Genomic DNA, 14,790 nt, shown 5'->3' with positions numbered 1-14,790 from the left:
CGCTCCTTACAGGCGATGGCCCTGCTCGCGCTTGGCGTGCAGGTAGCGGTGGTTGTGCGGGTTCTCGTGTCGGCGCGTCGGCAGCACGGCGTCGACCTCGATGCCGTGTTCCTCGAGGCCGGCGGCCTTGTCGGGGTTGTTGGTCAGCAGGCGCACGCGCTCGACCTGCAGCGCCTGCAACATGCGCGCGGCGATGCCGTAGTCGCGGTGGTCGTCGCGAAAGCCCAGCGCGCGGTTGGCCTCGAAGGTGTCCAGCCCCTGCTCGATCTGCAGCTGGTAGGCCTTCAGCTTGGCGACCAGGCCGATGCCGCGCCCTTCCTGGCGCAAATACAGCAAGTAGCCACCCTGCGCGCCGAACAGCGCCAGGCTTTCCTGCAATTGCGGGCCGCAATCGCAGCGCAGCGACGCGAACACGTCGCCGGTCAGGCATTCGGAATGGATGCGCACCAGCGGCACGCCGCCGGGCTCGACCGACGGGCCGGGGAAACGCACGGCGACATGGTCCGGCGCCTTGCCGTCGCGGCCGGCGCCGCCGATGTCGAAGCTGTAGAAGCGGCCGCTCGCGCCACCGGCGAGCGGGATCTCGGCGCTGGCCTTGATGGCCGGCGACACGCTGACGGGGGGCAGATCAATGACCATAGGGATAGGCCTTCAGTGCACGCGCGAGCGTCGGCCGAACCGGGGCCAGCGCACGTGCGTAGGTGATCAATTGGCTGAGCGAGCTCTTCACGCGCAGCTCGAGCCGCTGGTGGTCGGCGGTCTTGTCGCCGGGATGCGCCGGGAACTGCTGCTCGACATGGCGCACGATCAGGTGATCGGGGATGAACACCAGGTGTGCGTTCTTCGTGCACGAGGCACGCAGCTCGGCGATCGGGTACGAACCGCCAATGCCGGCCGAGACGGCAATCAACAGCACCGGCTTGTGCGCCACTTCGCCGTTGGTCAGCGCGAGCAGCGCGGCTTTCAGCGCCGGCGGCGCCATGCCGCCCCATTCCGGCACCACGATCACCAGCGCATCGGCTGAGTCGGCGGCCTCGCGCAGCGTGTTCAGCGCCAGCGTTTCGTGATCGGCGGCCTCGTCCTCCCACTTCGGCAGGTCGAGCTGCGCCAGGTCGAGCAATTGCGGCGCGATGCCGCCCTGGTCGTCGAGGAATCGCTGCATCACCTGCGCGACGCGCAGGGACTCCGACCCGGGCCGCGGGCTGCCGGCGAGGATCATGATGCGGGTATCGGAAGTCTCCACGGAGGGGCTCCTTCGGGGTCAAACGGACGGGCGGGGGCCGGCGCCGCGAAAGGCGGCCGGGAACAGGCTCAGGTAGGCCGCGCGCTGGCCGGATTCGCCGGCATTGAGCAGGGCACGCAGATGCGGCGCGGCGGGAATGGCGAGCAGCGGCACCAGCGTGCAGGCCGCGAAGCCGGCCAGCAGCAGCGCGGGCTCGCTGCGCTCGGCCAGCCAGCCGGCGCCCAAGTTGCCCAGCGGCACCAGCAGCGACGAGACGAAGGTGGCATTGGCGACGATGCGGGTGCGCCAGGCCTCGGGCGTGGCGCCCAGGCGCAGCGCCGACAGGTTGGTGCCGACCAGCACGAGTGCGAAGCCGATCGCCGCGGCCGCCGGCACCATCAGCCAGACGGCCAGCGGCGCGATCGCCATCAGCGCGAAGGCCAGCGGCACGGCGGCCAGGCCGCCGAGCACCGTGCGCCAGGCGCCGAAGCGTGCATTCAACGGCTTGACCGCGAACAGCGCGGCCACCGCGACACCGGCGCCGAGCGCCGCATCGACGACGCCGGCGACCCAGGCGCCCTGCGTCTGCAGCGCGAGCTGCGGCACGGCGATGGCGACGAAGCAGGCCACCGCGGCGGTCAGGAAGGCCGAGCCGATCGCAATCGCCAGCTCGGTGCGAATGGCCAGCAGGCTGCGCAGGCCCTCGAGCGTGTCGCGCCACCAGGTGCCGAGCGTGGCCGTGCCGGCGCTCATCGCCGCCGCCGCACCGGGCAGCCGCGTCGTCGCGCACAACAGCGCGCCGGCGACCAGCGCCACGACCGCCAGCACGAACGTGGCGCTGGCACCGAGCAGCGCCGTGACCGCGCCGCCGACCGCCGGTCCGAGGATGCGCGAGGCGGTGCCCAGCGCGCGCCGGATGCGCACGCCGTCGGTCAGGCTGGCGTTGCCGACCAATTGCGGCAGCGCGGCATCGGCGACCGGATCACGCGCCGCATCGAGGAACTGCGCCGGGATCAGCAGCGCAGCGAGCACGATGGCGTCGAAGGATCCGCGTGCTGCAAGCGCCAGCAGCGCGAAGCAGACGATCTGCGCGACGAAGGTGACCTGCACCAGCCGGCCGCCGAAGCGATCGCCGAGCGGCGCCGCAAGCGGCCCGACGACCAGATCGAAACCGGTCGCCAGCGCCAGGATCGCCGCCAGCTGCAGCGGATCGCGCGTGCTCTCCAGGCACCACCAGGCCGCAGCGAACGAGCCCAGGCGCAGCGCGAAGTAGCCGAGCACGATGCCCGACTGGAACGCGTAGAACTGCGCCGGCAGGCGGGCGGATGGTGCTTCGGAGCTCACAGCATGCCCTGCGCATCGCGCGCGAGATAGACCGTCTTCAGCAACGCCGGATCGATCTGGTCACCGATGCGGTAGACCGACAGGAACTCGCGGCCACCCATCAGCAGATAACCCTCATCGGGCGCGCCCCCCGGCATCACCGCCAGGCCCTTCGGGAACGAATCCGGGCTGAACTGCACGCTCTTGAGCTCGGCGCTGCCGGCATCGAAGGACAGCAGCTGCTGGCCGTAGGTGACGATGTAGACGCGGCTGCCGAAGGTGATGCCGTTCTCGACGGTGTTCATCACCCATTCGCGGTACTCGGTGCCCCATTGCACCGCGCGCGTATCGAGCATGCGGGCGCGGAACGCGCCGTTGCCGACGACCAGCACGCGCCCCGGCCCGAGCGGCCGCAGCCGCTTCGGATTTCCTTCGAGCTCGAGCCGGCCGAGCTCGGACCAGTCGCCCGCGTCGAGCACGCGCACCGCGCCCAGGCCGCCGAGGGAGCGTTCGCCGACCACCAGGCGGCCGCTGCTGTCGAGCGCCAGGCACCAGGCCGGTCGTGCGCAGGCCAGGCGGCGCAGCAGGCGACCGCGCTGCAGCTCGAGCTCACTGATGTGGCCGTCCTCGCTGGCGACGATCACGCTCGAGCCGTCGGGCCCGATGACGATGTCGCGCAGGATGCCGCCGACCGCTTGCGTCCATTCGACGCGGCCATCGCGGTCGGTCTTGAACACCGCGCCCGAGGTGCTGATGCCGACCAGCGCGCCGCCGGCGACGCCTCCCTCGACGGACAACACGCGGCGCACGCGGCCCAATCCCAGGTCCGGGCTCTTGTGCAGCGCCAGCGCCACATCGCCATGCCGCCCCGGCTGCACGCCGATCGACAGCAGCGAGCCCGACTCGAGGCCGGCACAGAAGCCTTCCGCCGAGGCCGGGTCGATGCCCCAGACCGCATCGGTGCCGAAGGCCTGCGCCATGATCGCGCCGCTGTCGGCATCGATCGCGTAGAGCTCGCCGGATTCCAGCGTCGCATACAGCGTGCGTTCCGGGCCGACCCGCACGTGGTTGACCTGGAACTTGAACGGGCCGAAGCGCGCGACGATGCGCGGCGTCGCCTCGCGGTTGTCGACGCGGTAGATGTAGTGGTCGAAGCAGGCGACGAAGGCCTCGGCGCCGCTGCCGGTGAAGGCGATCTGCTCGACGTCGTCGCGCGTGAACTCGAAGCGCTCGCTCACCGCCCCGTCGAGGCCGACGATCAGGATGCCGCCGTGGTTGTCGGTGCTGCACCACAGGCGATCCCAGCGCGCGTCGTGCACCAGCGAATGGCTGGTGCCCAGCGGCGTCTCGGCGGCATGCAGCACCTTCAGGCGCTCGTCGCCAGGGCCGGCCTGCCAGATGCCGCCGATGACGTCGGACGCATAGACCTTGCCGGCACGGTCGAAGCAGACCGAGTCGAGCAGCACGTCGCCGTCGGGGCTCAGCGAGCGTTCGAAGGCCAGGCTGCCGATGCGCCAGGCCTGCAGTTCGCCGAAGGGGTTGCAGCACCAGATGCGCTCGCCGTCGAAGGCCATCGCCTGCGACGGATTCGGCGCCGCGGTTTCGCCGGCGAATTCCAGCGTGTATTGGCCGGTGGCGACCATGCCGCGCGGCTGCAGCGTTGCGGCATCCCATTGCATCAGGTTGCCGAGGATGTCGCGGGTGAAGACGTAATCGCCGCCGGCGCCGATGGCGCTGATGCAGCTGCCGTGCTTGAGCGCCGGCGAGGTCTCGAGCAATTCGAGATTCAGCTTGAGTTTTCGGACCAGTCCGCGATCGTCCGCGGCATAGACGAATGAGGAATATTCGTCGACGTAGAGATTGGTGATGCGAACGTCCATGGAATGGCTCGAATTCAATTCAATGAATGGAAAGGGAAAAAGGCGCCGGCCGCACCGCAAGAAACGCGGCCGGCGCCTTCACGATCAGATCTGCTTCGGCGGACGGATCGTGGGAGCCTTGGTGTTGGCCAGGTTCTTCAGGGTGTCGAACTTCATGGTGTGCTTTCGCTTTGGTTGACGCGACGATGTTTGCCGCACCGCATTTGTAGGTGCCGGCCGCGAAAAGGCCGGTCCGAATTCTTCAAATCGTGCGATTGAAGCTGCGGTGAAACAATGCAAACCGCCGCGGGTGATGCAGATCACAGATCCGCGCGCAGCAGCGCCGACAAGGGCGCCAATGCCGGCAGACCACGGTCGAATCCACGCCGCAAGGTGGCCGGGGCATGGCCCGCGGTGTCGCGCAATTCGCGCGACAGATGCGCATGGTCGGCAAAACCCAGCGCTTGCGCCAATGCCGGCAGCGAGGCCGCCGCATCGGCATGCAGGCCGCGCAATGCGGCCTGGCCGCGCGCCAGGCGCTGGTAGGTCTTCGGCGGCACGCCGAAGAGCTCGCCGAAGCAGCGCTGCAGCTGGCGCGGGCTCCAGCCCAGGCGCTCGGCGAGCGCCGGCAGCGGCAACAGCGCGAGCTCGGGCCCGAGTGCGAGCAGCGCTTCGGCCCACGCTGGCCGTGGCGGGCGCCGCTCCAGGCGATCGAGCAGATAGGCCTCGAGCGCGGTGATGCGCGCGGCAGCGGTGGTCGCCTCGCGCGAGCGGTGCATCAACACCTGCAGTGCCAGCGACGGCACCACGACGCGCGCATCGAGCAGCTGCGCCGCGATGTCGGCGGCAGCCACGCCAAGCAGTTCGCCGGCGCGCCCGGCGCGAAACAGCACGGCCGTCGTCTGCGGTCCATCCACGTACATCAGGCGATAGGGCTTGGGCTGCAGGCCGAGCAGCGTGCACTCGGCGAAATCGCGGCCATGCTGCGGCGCGTGAATGCGTCCGCCATGCAGCAGCACCAGGCCGCTGATCGTGTGCGCCGGGAACTGCGCCTCGGCCGGCACCGCGCGCGCCGCCGCGGCATCCCGCGCGACGTAGCACAGCACATGATCGCGCAGCGCCGGACAGGGAGCGACAAGCTGGAGCGCGGACATCGAAAGGCGTGCGGCGGTGAACGGAGCCGCACGCAGTCTGCGGCGGGCGCGTATCAGCGCGGCTTCGGCTGCCGACGCCCGCGTTTCAAATGTGTCCGCGCGACGCGGCTACAGGGTCGGCCAGCGCTCGAAGTGATCGAAGCGCGGAAACGGCGGCTCGATGGTCTTCACGTCCATGTCGTCGACCAGCGCGGCGGGCATGTCCTCGCGCATCCAGTCGCACATCGCCTGCAGTTGTGCGCGCGGGCCCTGCAGCGTCGCCTCGACCGAATCGTCCATCCGGTTGCGCACCCAGCCGGTGATGCCCGACGTTCGCGCATGGCGCACGCAGGCCTCGCGGTAGCCCACACCCTGCACGCGGCCGCGCACGCGCACCAGCCAGCATTGCAGGTCGTCGTCGTCGCGGGTTGCCATGGCTCGTCCTTCGGGATGTCAGCTGACCCAGCCGCCGCAGACCGGAAACACCTGGCCGACGAAACACGCGGCCGCGTCACTCGCGAGGTAGGCGGCGAACAGCGCGTCCTCGTCGCCGCTGACCAGCCGGCCCAGCGGCACCTCGCGCTTCAGACGCTCCTGGAACGCCGGGTTGGCCTGCACCTCGGGCGGAAAGTAGGTCGGGTTGTCGACGAAGTTCTGCGCGATCGCATTCAGCGTGATGCCCTCGCGCGCCAGCTCGGTGCCGGCCGCGCGCACCCATGCCAGCTGCGCACCGCGCGCGGCGCTGTAGGTCGAGGTGCGCTTCATGCCGCGCAGCGCGGCGGCGCTGCCGATCACCACGATGCGGCCGGCACGGCGCGCGCGCATGCCCGGCAGCACCGCGCGTGCCAGACGCGGCAGCGGGTCGACCAGGTGCGCGAAGGCGCGCCGCCATTCGTCGTCGTCGACATCGGCGAGCGACGTCGTCGGCGCCGGCAGCGCGAGGTGGGCGATCAGCACATCGACGTCGCCGGCCTCGCTCACCACCTGCCGCGCCAGCGCCGGGTGATCGCCCAGCGGGCGCGGATCGGCGACCACCGTCGCGCCGAGTGCGCCGAACACGCGTTGCAGCGCCGGGCCCATGAAGTCGCTGCTCTGCGTGATCAGCACGCGGCGGCCCTGCAGGTCGATCAGTTTCATCGCAGGCGATCCTTGTTCGTTCACTCGGCGACCACGAAGCGCAGCAGCGCGAAGCTCAACGCAAAGACGTAGCCGCAGGCAAAGCGGTCGATGCCGTAGCGTGGCACACCGCGCTGGCTGCGCCAATGGCCGATCGCCGCCACCGCCGCACCGGCGGCGACCGGGCCGAGCAGCAGGTAGCCGATCTGCTGCCATTGCCCGCGGATCAGGTAGTCCGGGACCAGCCACAGGCTGATGCCGCCGGCGATCAGGCCGAACAGGATGTAGCCCGGGATGATCACCCACAGGCTGTGCTCCTTCGGCTGCTTGTCCGGGTTGCGCACGACGTGCACCCCGGCCTGCGCCAGCGCTTCGAAGATGAACTGCAGCAGCAGCTCGCCGACCACTTCGAACAGGAACTCCAACATGGGGGGCCTTTGTACCTCGTCGCGCGACAGGGCTAGGATCGCCCGATTCCCCCCGGGAGACCACCATGAGCCACAGCTTCAACTTCGGCCGCTTCTCGGCCGGCCGGCCGGCACCGCGCCGCAGCGGCGGGCGTTTTCGCATCGCGCTGCTCGGCGATTTTTCCGGCCGCGCCCACCGCGGCGAGCTGCGCCGCGGCGACGCACTGGCCGCAACGAAGCCGCTGAAGCTCGACGTCGACACGCTCGACCGCCTGCTGGCCGGCTTCGGCAGCGTGCTGCGGCTGCCGATCGACGGCGCCGGCGACACGGTCGAGCTCAAGCCCCGTTCGCTCGACGACCTGCATCCCGATGCGCTCTACGACAGCCTGCCGCTGTTCAACGGCCTGGTGAGCCTGCGCCAGCGGCTCGCGCAGCCGTCGACCTTCGCCGCCGCGGCGGCCGAGGTGCGGCAGTGGGGCGACGTCTCCGCCGCCGAGACGAGCAGCGGCGTCGATGCCAACGTGCCCGCCCGCGGCGACACGCTGCCGATCGACGCCCGCATGAACGACTTCGCGCGGCTGCTCGGCCGCGAGGCGCCACCGCCGGCGCCGCCCGGCCCGCTCGATGCAATGCTCAGGCGCATCGTCGCGCCGCACCTGGTCGAGGCCGCCGCGCCCGATGCACCGGCACTGACCGCCGCGGTCGACCGCGCGCTGACGCAGGCGATGCGCCGCGTGCTGCACCACCCCGATTTCCAATGCCTCGAAGCGGCCTGGCGCACGCTGGACTTCGCGGTGCGCCGCATCGAGACCGACAACGCGGTGCAGCTGGTGGCCTACGACATCAGCGCCGAGGAATTCGCCGCCGACCTGAGCGCGACCGACCGCCTCGAAGACACCGCGCTGTACAAGCTGCTGGTCGAGCAGCCGCCGCTCGATGCGCACCAGGGTGCACTCTCCGCGCTGATCGGCTGTTATGGCTTCGAGATGACGCCGCCGCAGGCCGAGCTGCTGGGGCGCGCCGCACAGATCGCCGCTGCGGCGCATGCGCCCTTCATCGCCGGGCTCGGCCGCGATTGCATCGACGCGGCCGCAGGTGATCTGCATCCGCGCATCGCCGAGGCCTGGGCCGCGCTGCGCGCGCTGCCGGCGGCGCGTTTCGTCTCGCTGGTCACGCCGCGCGTGCTGCTGCGCGCGCCCTACGGCAAGCGCTCCGATCCGATCACGCGCTTTGCCTTCGAGGAGTTCGACCCCCGCGCCGGGCTGCAGACGCTGCTGTGGGGCAACCCGGCGCTGGTGGCCGCGGTGCTGCTGGCGCAGCAGGTCAACGAGCATGGCGCGCATCACCCGCCGCTGGCGCAGTACGGCCTCGACGAGCTGCCCTACTTCTTCCACTACGACGAGGACGGCCAGGCGGTCGCCCTGCCCTGCACCGAACGCCTGCTGACGGAACGCCACGTCGCCGCGCTGCAAGGCATCGGCGTCGTGCCGCTGCTGGCGCACAAGGGCCAGCCGGAGGTGCGCTTGGGCGGCTTCGTCTCGCTGGCCGGCGGCGCGCTGGCAGGTCCCTGGGGCGGCGATGCGCCGCTGGTCGAGGCGCCGGTCGCGGCGAGCGCGCCGGAGTCCAGCGCCGCCGACGACGCCGAGCTCGACGCGCTGCTCGACGAGCTGGGCGAACGCCGGCGCGCCGGCGGCCGCGCCCAGCTCGACTTCAGCGTGCTGCTGAAAGACCTGCGCAAGCCCTGAGGACGACGCTCGAGCCGCATGACCGAAGCCATCGTCGGCATCTTCGCCACCGTCTACCTCGGCATGATCCTCGGCGGGCTGCCGTTCCTGCAACTCGACCGCACCGGCATCGCGCTGCTGGGCGCGATCGCGCTGATCGGCATCGATGCACTGAGCCTCGAGGAAGCCGCGCGCGCGATCCACCTGCCGACGCTGATCCTGCTGTTCGCGTTCATGGTGGTGTCGGCGCAGATGCGGCTCGGCGGCTTCTACGACCGCGTGACGCGCCGGCTCGGCGAGCTGCCGCTGAGCGCCCCGCTGCTGCTGGGCGCGCTGATCGTCACGGTCGCGGCGCTGTCGGCGGTGTTCAGCAACGACATCGTCTGCCTGGCCGTCGCGCCGGTGCTGATCGATGCCTGCCGCCGGCGCCGGCTCGACCCGCTGCCCTATTTGCTGGCGCTGGCCTGCGCGTCGAACATCGGCTCGGCGGCGACCTTGATCGGCAACCCGCAGAACATGCTGATCGGCGAGACGCTGAAGCTGCCCTTCGCCGGCTACCTGCGCGACGCGGCAGTGCCGGTGCTGCTGGGACTCGGCTGCACCTGGGCCTTGATCGCCTGGCGCTGCAGCGAGCGGCTGGCGCGCAGGGTCGACGCAGCGCCCGCGGAGGTCGTGCAACCCACCAGCGATGCGCTCGATCCGTGGCAGACCGCAAAGGGCCTGGCCGTCGCCGCGGTCATCGTCGCCTGCTTCCTGTTCACGTCGTGGCCGCGCGAGGTGATCGCACTGACCGGTGCCGGCGTGCTGCTGATGAGCCGCAAGCTGCACTCGCGCCACATGCTCGGGCTGGTCGACTGGGAGCTGCTGGTGCTGTTCATGGGGCTCTTCGTCGTCAACCACGCGCTGCAGAAGACGGGGCTGCCGGCGCAGCTGATGGCGCACCTGGCCGGCGCCGGCGTGCCGCTGGATCAGCCGGGGCCGCTGTTCGCCGCGACCTTCGTGCTGTCGAACCTGGTGTCCAACGTGCCGGCGGTGATGCTGCTGCTGCCGAGCGCCGACCATCCACTGGCCGGCGCGACGCTGGCGCTGGTCAGCACGCTGGCCGGCAACCTGTTCATCGTCGGCAGCATCGCCAACATCATCGTCGTCGACGCAGCGGCGCAGCGCGGCGTGACCATCGATTGGCGCGCCCATGCGCGCATCGGCGTGCCGGTGACCTTGGTGACGCTGGCGATCACGTGGGTTTATCTGGCGCTGCGCAGCGCTTCGGGCTGAGTCAGCGCCGGTGATCCCAGGCGTCGATCCACAGGGTCGCGCAGCGGTAGCCGTAGTCGAAGGCCTCGGTCGCGCTGCTGAAATGGTGCCGCGGCACGTCGACCTTCACCTCGCCTTCGCTCTCCGAGCCGCGAATGTGCACGCTGACCGGCCAGGTCTCGAGCGTGTCGGCGGCGAGCGTCGACATGCGGATGCGGTAGCCGCTGTGCGCGCCGATCGCTTCCAGGCGGTGACCGACGCGGTGGACCTCGTATTTCATGAAACGGGAGTGTGCTCCCGCTGATCAGCGTTGCGGCGGATCGGGCACGAAGCCCTGGTTGGACGGGAACGGCCGCGGCCGGGTATGTGCCATCGGCCCCGGGATGATGCCGGCGGCGACCAGGCGCTCGTGGCTGTCGTACTCGAGCTGGCTCAGCTGCTCCGGCGACGAACTCGCGCGCTCGAAGCGCGTGCGCTGCGAGACCGACCATTCGCGCTGGCCGTGGCCGGTGCCCAGCCGCGAGCCGGCGACGGCGGACTCCTCGGCGCTCTTCTCGCGCGGCGCCTGCGCGCTCGGTGCGGCGGGCGCGGCGGCATCGGCGGCGCGGCTCTCGGCGCGGCCCAGGGACTCGGAGCGCGCGATCGGCGGCGCAACCGGGGGCGGCGGCGGCGCGTACACGCGCTCGCGGAACACCGCCATGCCGATCACGCCGACATTGCCGGGCCGCCCGGTCAGCGCCGCGTACGAATGCTCGATCGGCGCGAACTCGAAGGCCGCGATCTGCGTGCCGCTCTTGCGCCAGCCGTTGATGTCGTAGCTGCGGCCGGGGTCGAGCACGTAGCCGGTCTGGCTCCAGTCGGCTGTCTCGCCGGAGATCACGTTGACGCCGTCCACCGACAGCACGACCAGCACGCGGGCGCCGGTCAGGTTGCGCAGGCGCAGCGCGTAGCGCGCGCCGGGCCGGCCCGGCACGAAACGGCGGCCGTCGTGGTGGTAGGTAGGCAGCACCTGGCCCGAGTCGCGGTCGTAGACCTCGAGCGCGGCGAGGCCGCCGTAGGGCCGGGCCTCGGCGGTGGCGCAGCCGGTGGCGAGCAGGCCGCCGGCGCCGGCGGCCAGGGCAGACATGACAGCCAGCAGGCTGCGGCGGGTGGTGGTGGGAGCGGTGGTGGGCATTCGCGAACCTCGTCGTGGGGTGGCTTGTCCACCCTTTCACGCCCGGGATCCGCGAACGGGGTTAAACATCTCGCACGGTCATCGCGCGGCCAGCAGCCCACGCACGAAGCTGCGCGTGTGCAGGCCGAACTGCCGCAGCAGCGGCAGCAGCGCCTGCTCCATCGGCGCGACGGCGGCCGGCGAGGCCTTCGCCAGCTCGGCGCGCAAGTCGAGCCCGGTCTCGGTGACGCCGAAGGTGTAGTCCGGATCGCTGGTGTACTTGGGCGGCAGCGCGGCGACCACCGCGGCGTCGGTGGCGTCGGAGGCCTCGTGCGAGGCCTTGGCGATGGCCTGGCGCGGCGAGTCGTCGCGATACGGCGCGCCGGCATCCAGGGCCGTGTCGCGCAGCGCGCGGAACGCGAGGTCGTCGTCGCGGCCGGACAGGTGCGCGGCGCGCAGCCAGCGCAGCTGGTAGTTCTCCAGCGCGAAGTGCCGGTTGCTGACGAAGGTGATCGCGCGCTCCTTCGGCCCCTTGACGCCGACGATGTCCAGCGTATTGATGCCCAGCATGCGCGCGGTGCTGATTCCCGGCAGCACGCGCGCGTGGTACGGCTGCGTCAGGTCCTGCAGGTAGTGCAGCGCCCAGCCGGCAAAGCGCCAGCCCCAGTACGGATGACCGGTCTTCAGCGCGTAGGCGGCCAGCGAGCGCCACAGGTGCACGCGGTACTCGGGGAAGGTGCGGCCGAGGAAGGGCGCGGCCTTGTAGACGATGGCCGACTCGTGGAAGAAGCCGATGTGCATCGGTGCCTGGCTCGAGAACTCGACCTTCGGATTGCCGAAGGGCTGCTTGCCGAAGCCGTAGGCCGCACCGTGCGGGGTGCCGTTGTCGGACCAGATGCCGATGTCGAGGCCGTAGTCGGGCTCGTCGGTCGCGCTGGCGACGATGTCGATCACCGGCACCGGCTCACCTTCGCGCAGCGCGACGAAGGCGTCGAACTTGCTCGACTCCTTGGTCTTCAGCGGCGTCACGTCGGCCTCAGTCAACGCGGCGCGGCCGGCACCACCCTGGCCCGGACGCAGCTGCAGGAACAGCGGCAGCTTCGACGCCGGGTTGATGCGCAGTGCGGCGATGAAACGGCGCTGCAGCTCGTCGGCGCTCAACGATGGATCGGCGCGAAACGCCAGCGCCGCCGGCCGCGCCGGGTAGTTCGGCACGTGGCGCTGCGCCCAGGCTTCCTCGTCGTCGAGCAGCTTCTGCAGGCCGCTCGCTTCGGCCTTTAGGAAACTGGCCAGCGATTCGGCCGGCGCCGGCGGCAGCGCGGTGAACTCAGGCAGCGCGGCGAGCGCGGGCCAGGTGCACAGCGCGTGGTTGCTCCAGGCGTGGGCGGGTGCGGCGACGAGGCTCAGCGCGGCCAAGGCGAGCGCGGCCACAGACCGGCGCACAGCGACGCACACCACGGATGAAGGCTTCGCCATCGTGCCCTGCATCATTCGCTATACCGGCTGCGCAGTGAGCCGAACGCCAAGCGCGCGCGCCACCTTGAGAATCGTGTCGAAACGAGGCTTCGAGCCGGGTGTCAACGCCTTGTAGAGGCTTTCTCGACCGAGGCCGGCATCTTTGGCCACCTGGGCCATGCCTCGTGCACGGGCGATGTCCGCAAGCGCCAGCAACAGCAGGTCAGGATCTTCCGTCTCCAACACTGCGGTCATGTACTCGGCCACAGCAACGTCATCGGTGAGGTATCGAGCGGCGTCAAACGGCACCAGCTTGCCGGGGTTCTTGGCAGTGCTCATGGCCCTAACTCCAGTAGGTTGAGAATGCGACGGGCTCGCTTGATGTCGCTCGACTGTGAGGACTTGTCTCCCCCGGCGAGCATGATCACCAGCACATTGCCTCGACGGGTGAAGTACAGACGGTAGCCTGGTCCGAAGTTCACCCTCATCTCGGACAAGTCGCCACCAACCGTCTTCCAATCTCCCAGGTTACCTGCTTCGGCCTGCCGCAACCGTGCGGCAATTCGGACCTGCGCACGGGCATCCGGTAGCGCATCGAGCCAGTCCTGGAACTCCTGCGTCAGCTGAACGGACAACATGCGTGCTTGTATCCACATGGATACCGGTTGTCAAGCGCGAGCGCGCACTGGTCAATCCAGCGCCAGCACACGATCACCTTCGGCCGGCCGGCAGCCGTCGGCGATCGGTTGCCAGCCGCGGCGCACCACCACCTGCGCGCCGGCGTGGCAGAACTCGATGCGCTGCGCGCCGGGCACCGTCGCCTGCACGAAGGCTTCGACCGAGGCCGGCAGGCTGGTGCGGATGGTGCGGCGCTCCAGGTCCTCGGGAGGATGATCATCGCGGTGCAGCCACGGGATCCACGGCGCCAGCACCATCCATGCGCCGACCTCCAGCGGCTGCGGCGCGTAGCCCTGGCGCTGCAGCCAAAGTTGCGCCTGCGCGCGCAGCGCTGCGGTCTCTTCGGCGGGACCGAGCTCGCCGAAGGCCAGCGCCCACAGTTCGGCGAGCCACTGGTTGCAGTTCTGGTACTGCACGCTGAACGGATAGGCGTTGGCGCTGTAGCGCGGGGCCAGCAGCTGCAGCGCGCGCCGGTCGTCCAGCGCCGTGCGTTCGAGCGCAGCGGCTTCGCGCTCAGGCAGCAGCAGCAGCGAGACATAACCCAGGCGCGGATCGTCGGTGCCGAGCAGGAAGCCGGCGAGGCCTTCGTCGAACAGCTTCGGCTGCTGCTCGTCGCACGCGTAGTACAGCTGGCGCACCGACCACGGCGTGTTGCGGCTGGCCTTCAGGCTGACGCCGGCATGCGAGTAGCGCACGCCGAAGCGGCCCAGGTCCAGCCCCGAGCGGGCGACCAGCGCGAGCCGCGCGCCGGAGGCTTCGAGCTCGGTCTTGATCAGCGCGGCCAGGCGCAGCAGGCGGTCCTGCTCGGTGGCGCTCAAGCTCGGCGGCGCCGAACACGGCTGCGGCCAGGCGGCATGCGCGACCGAGGCCGCCGTCAGTAGCAGCGGCAGCAGCGTCGCCGCAACCCGCCGCAGCCCGCGAATGAACATGGCTACAGCGCGACGGCGTTGGAGCGCAGCTCGCGGAACCAGTCGTCGGCCAGCACGAGGAAGAACGCGCGGCCGTCGTCGCGGCGCGCGAACTCGATGCCGTAGGGCCGTGTGCGGGCGTCGATCACGTCGCCGGTGCCGATGCGGGCGGCGTCGGCGGTGGCTTGCGGCAGCAGCAGCGAGAAACCTTCGTCGTCGGCCGGACCGGCGACCGGTTTCAGTGCAATGCGCACGGTGCCCGGCTGCTCGGGCAGCGCGGCGACCTCGATCACGCGGTACGGGCCGGCGGCGACGCCGGTGCCCTTCGACGAGCTCTGGCTCGACTGGCGGATCGAGCCGGAGAGGCTGCCGACCAGATTCGACGCGGCGGAGCTGGTCGACGACGCGGTGGAACTGGCCGCCCACGCAGGCACGACGGAAACGAACGACAGGCCCATCAGGGCAAGGCAGAGGCGGCGGGACATGAAAGGACTCCAGGCTTGGAGGACGAGGATACCCGCTCGCACCACGCCGACGACGCTTGGCGACGGCGCGCGG

At 70.6% G+C, this 14,790-nt stretch carries 17 protein-coding genes; 2 read left to right on the top strand and 15 right to left on the bottom strand.

From position 1 onward, the window contains the following. Positions 1-6 precede the first annotated feature (6 nt). The 8 genes from ribA to HLB44_RS08025 form a co-directional block, all read right to left on the bottom strand. Positions 7-612, bottom strand: coding sequence for a GTP cyclohydrolase II RibA (gene ribA, locus HLB44_RS08060; RefSeq protein WP_425500794.1), 606 nt, complete (start codon positions 610-612; stop codon positions 7-9). A gap of 16 nt (positions 613-628) precedes the next feature. Beyond that, positions 629-1,243 carry an NAD(P)H-dependent oxidoreductase gene (locus HLB44_RS08055; RefSeq protein ID WP_173122027.1) on the bottom strand — a complete coding sequence of 205 codons (615 nt, stop codon included), beginning with the start codon at positions 1,241-1,243 and terminating at the stop codon, positions 629-631. 18 nt (positions 1,244-1,261) lie between these two features. Beyond that, positions 1,262-2,566 (bottom strand): MFS transporter, encoded by a 1,305-nt coding sequence (locus HLB44_RS08050; protein WP_173122026.1) that lies wholly within the window; start codon positions 2,564-2,566, stop codon positions 1,262-1,264. Then, positions 2,563-4,425: a hypothetical protein gene (locus HLB44_RS08045; RefSeq protein WP_173122025.1), complete on the bottom strand. Its 1,863-nt coding sequence runs from the start codon at positions 4,423-4,425 to the stop codon at positions 2,563-2,565. Before HLB44_RS08045 ends, HLB44_RS08050 begins: the two co-directional genes overlap by 4 nt. Before the next feature lie 299 nt (positions 4,426-4,724). Further along, on the bottom strand, positions 4,725-5,558 hold the full coding sequence (locus tag HLB44_RS08040) for an AraC family transcriptional regulator (protein WP_173122024.1): 834 nt from the start codon (positions 5,556-5,558) through the stop codon (positions 4,725-4,727). 108 nt (positions 5,559-5,666) lie between these two features. Next, on the bottom strand, positions 5,667-5,972 hold the full coding sequence (locus tag HLB44_RS08035) for an acylphosphatase (RefSeq protein WP_173122023.1): 306 nt from the start codon (positions 5,970-5,972) through the stop codon (positions 5,667-5,669). 18 nt (positions 5,973-5,990) lie between these two features. Continuing rightward, positions 5,991-6,674 (bottom strand): SDR family oxidoreductase, encoded by a 684-nt coding sequence (locus tag HLB44_RS08030; protein ID WP_173122022.1) that lies wholly within the window; start codon positions 6,672-6,674, stop codon positions 5,991-5,993. 20 nt (positions 6,675-6,694) lie between these two features. Further along, positions 6,695-7,081, bottom strand: a complete 387-nt coding sequence (locus tag HLB44_RS08025) for a hypothetical protein (RefSeq protein ID WP_173122021.1) — start codon at positions 7,079-7,081, stop codon at positions 6,695-6,697. 65 nt (positions 7,082-7,146) lie between these two features. On the opposite strand from HLB44_RS08025, the gene HLB44_RS08020 reads away from it, so the two are divergent. Then, positions 7,147-8,805, top strand: a complete 1,659-nt coding sequence (locus HLB44_RS08020) for a type VI secretion system contractile sheath domain-containing protein (protein ID WP_173122020.1) — start codon at positions 7,147-7,149, stop codon at positions 8,803-8,805. Positions 8,806-8,823: 18 nt separating this feature from the next. After that, positions 8,824-10,059 carry an anion transporter gene (locus tag HLB44_RS08015; RefSeq protein WP_173122019.1) on the top strand — a complete coding sequence of 412 codons (1,236 nt, stop codon included), beginning with the start codon at positions 8,824-8,826 and terminating at the stop codon, positions 10,057-10,059. Position 10,060: 1 nt separating this feature from the next. Here HLB44_RS08015 and HLB44_RS08010 read toward each other — a convergent pair whose 3' ends face one another. The 7 genes from HLB44_RS08010 to HLB44_RS07980 all read right to left on the bottom strand — a co-directional run bounded on the left by HLB44_RS08010 (position 10,061) and on the right by HLB44_RS07980 (position 14,717). Further along, positions 10,061-10,318: a hypothetical protein gene (locus tag HLB44_RS08010; protein WP_173122018.1), complete on the bottom strand. Its 258-nt coding sequence runs from the start codon at positions 10,316-10,318 to the stop codon at positions 10,061-10,063. A gap of 24 nt (positions 10,319-10,342) precedes the next feature. Beyond that, the gene (locus HLB44_RS08005) at positions 10,343-11,212 is read right to left on the bottom strand and encodes a hypothetical protein (RefSeq protein WP_173122017.1); all 870 of its coding nucleotides are present in this window, start codon (positions 11,210-11,212) and stop codon (positions 10,343-10,345) included. 78 nt (positions 11,213-11,290) lie between these two features. Then, the gene (locus tag HLB44_RS08000) at positions 11,291-12,667 is read right to left on the bottom strand and encodes a phospholipase C/P1 nuclease family protein (RefSeq protein WP_173122016.1); all 1,377 of its coding nucleotides are present in this window, start codon (positions 12,665-12,667) and stop codon (positions 11,291-11,293) included. Between the two features lie 18 nt (positions 12,668-12,685). Further along, positions 12,686-12,985: an addiction module antidote protein gene (locus tag HLB44_RS07995; protein WP_173122015.1), complete on the bottom strand. Its 300-nt coding sequence runs from the start codon at positions 12,983-12,985 to the stop codon at positions 12,686-12,688. Continuing rightward, the gene (locus tag HLB44_RS07990; protein ID WP_173122014.1) at positions 12,982-13,284 is read right to left on the bottom strand and encodes a type II toxin-antitoxin system RelE/ParE family toxin; all 303 of its coding nucleotides are present in this window, start codon (positions 13,282-13,284) and stop codon (positions 12,982-12,984) included. Before HLB44_RS07990 ends, HLB44_RS07995 begins: the two co-directional genes overlap by 4 nt. Positions 13,285-13,335: 51 nt before the next feature. Beyond that, positions 13,336-14,253: a DUF2145 domain-containing protein gene (locus HLB44_RS07985; protein ID WP_173122013.1), complete on the bottom strand. Its 918-nt coding sequence runs from the start codon at positions 14,251-14,253 to the stop codon at positions 13,336-13,338. A gap of 2 nt (positions 14,254-14,255) precedes the next feature. Then, entirely contained in the window at positions 14,256-14,717 is a 462-nt protein-coding gene (locus tag HLB44_RS07980) for a hypothetical protein (RefSeq protein WP_173122012.1), read from the bottom strand. Positions 14,718-14,790 lie beyond the last annotated feature (73 nt).

This window comes from Pseudaquabacterium terrae, assembly GCF_013266755.1.
Taxonomy (GTDB): Bacteria; Pseudomonadota; Gammaproteobacteria; order Burkholderiales; family Burkholderiaceae_C; genus Pseudaquabacterium; species Pseudaquabacterium terrae.
This window is presented reverse-complemented; position numbering and strand designations above follow the sequence as displayed.

Coding starts and splice junctions, on each gene's coding strand:
- HLB44_RS08045 (WP_173122025.1), bottom strand. CDS start 4,425: ATGGACGTTCGCATCACCAATCTCTACGTCGACGAATATTCCTCATTC.
- HLB44_RS08040 (WP_173122024.1), bottom strand. CDS start 5,558: ATGTCCGCGCTCCAGCTTGTCGCTCCCTGTCCGGCGCTGCGCGATCAT.
- HLB44_RS08035 (WP_173122023.1), bottom strand. CDS start 5,972: ATGGCAACCCGCGACGACGACGACCTGCAATGCTGGCTGGTGCGCGTG.
- HLB44_RS08030 (WP_173122022.1), bottom strand. CDS start 6,674: ATGAAACTGATCGACCTGCAGGGCCGCCGCGTGCTGATCACGCAGAGC.
- HLB44_RS08025 (WP_173122021.1), bottom strand. CDS start 7,081: ATGTTGGAGTTCCTGTTCGAAGTGGTCGGCGAGCTGCTGCTGCAGTTC.
- HLB44_RS08020 (WP_173122020.1), top strand. CDS start 7,147: ATGAGCCACAGCTTCAACTTCGGCCGCTTCTCGGCCGGCCGGCCGGCA.
- HLB44_RS08015 (WP_173122019.1), top strand. CDS start 8,824: ATGACCGAAGCCATCGTCGGCATCTTCGCCACCGTCTACCTCGGCATG.
- HLB44_RS08010 (WP_173122018.1), bottom strand. CDS start 10,318: ATGAAATACGAGGTCCACCGCGTCGGTCACCGCCTGGAAGCGATCGGC.
- HLB44_RS08005 (WP_173122017.1), bottom strand. CDS start 11,212: ATGCCCACCACCGCTCCCACCACCACCCGCCGCAGCCTGCTGGCTGTC.
- HLB44_RS08000 (WP_173122016.1), bottom strand. CDS start 12,667: ATGGCGAAGCCTTCATCCGTGGTGTGCGTCGCTGTGCGCCGGTCTGTG.
- HLB44_RS07995 (WP_173122015.1), bottom strand. CDS start 12,985: ATGAGCACTGCCAAGAACCCCGGCAAGCTGGTGCCGTTTGACGCCGCT.
- HLB44_RS07990 (WP_173122014.1), bottom strand. CDS start 13,284: ATGTTGTCCGTTCAGCTGACGCAGGAGTTCCAGGACTGGCTCGATGCG.
- HLB44_RS07985 (WP_173122013.1), bottom strand. CDS start 14,253: ATGTTCATTCGCGGGCTGCGGCGGGTTGCGGCGACGCTGCTGCCGCTG.
- HLB44_RS07980 (WP_173122012.1), bottom strand. CDS start 14,717: ATGTCCCGCCGCCTCTGCCTTGCCCTGATGGGCCTGTCGTTCGTTTCC.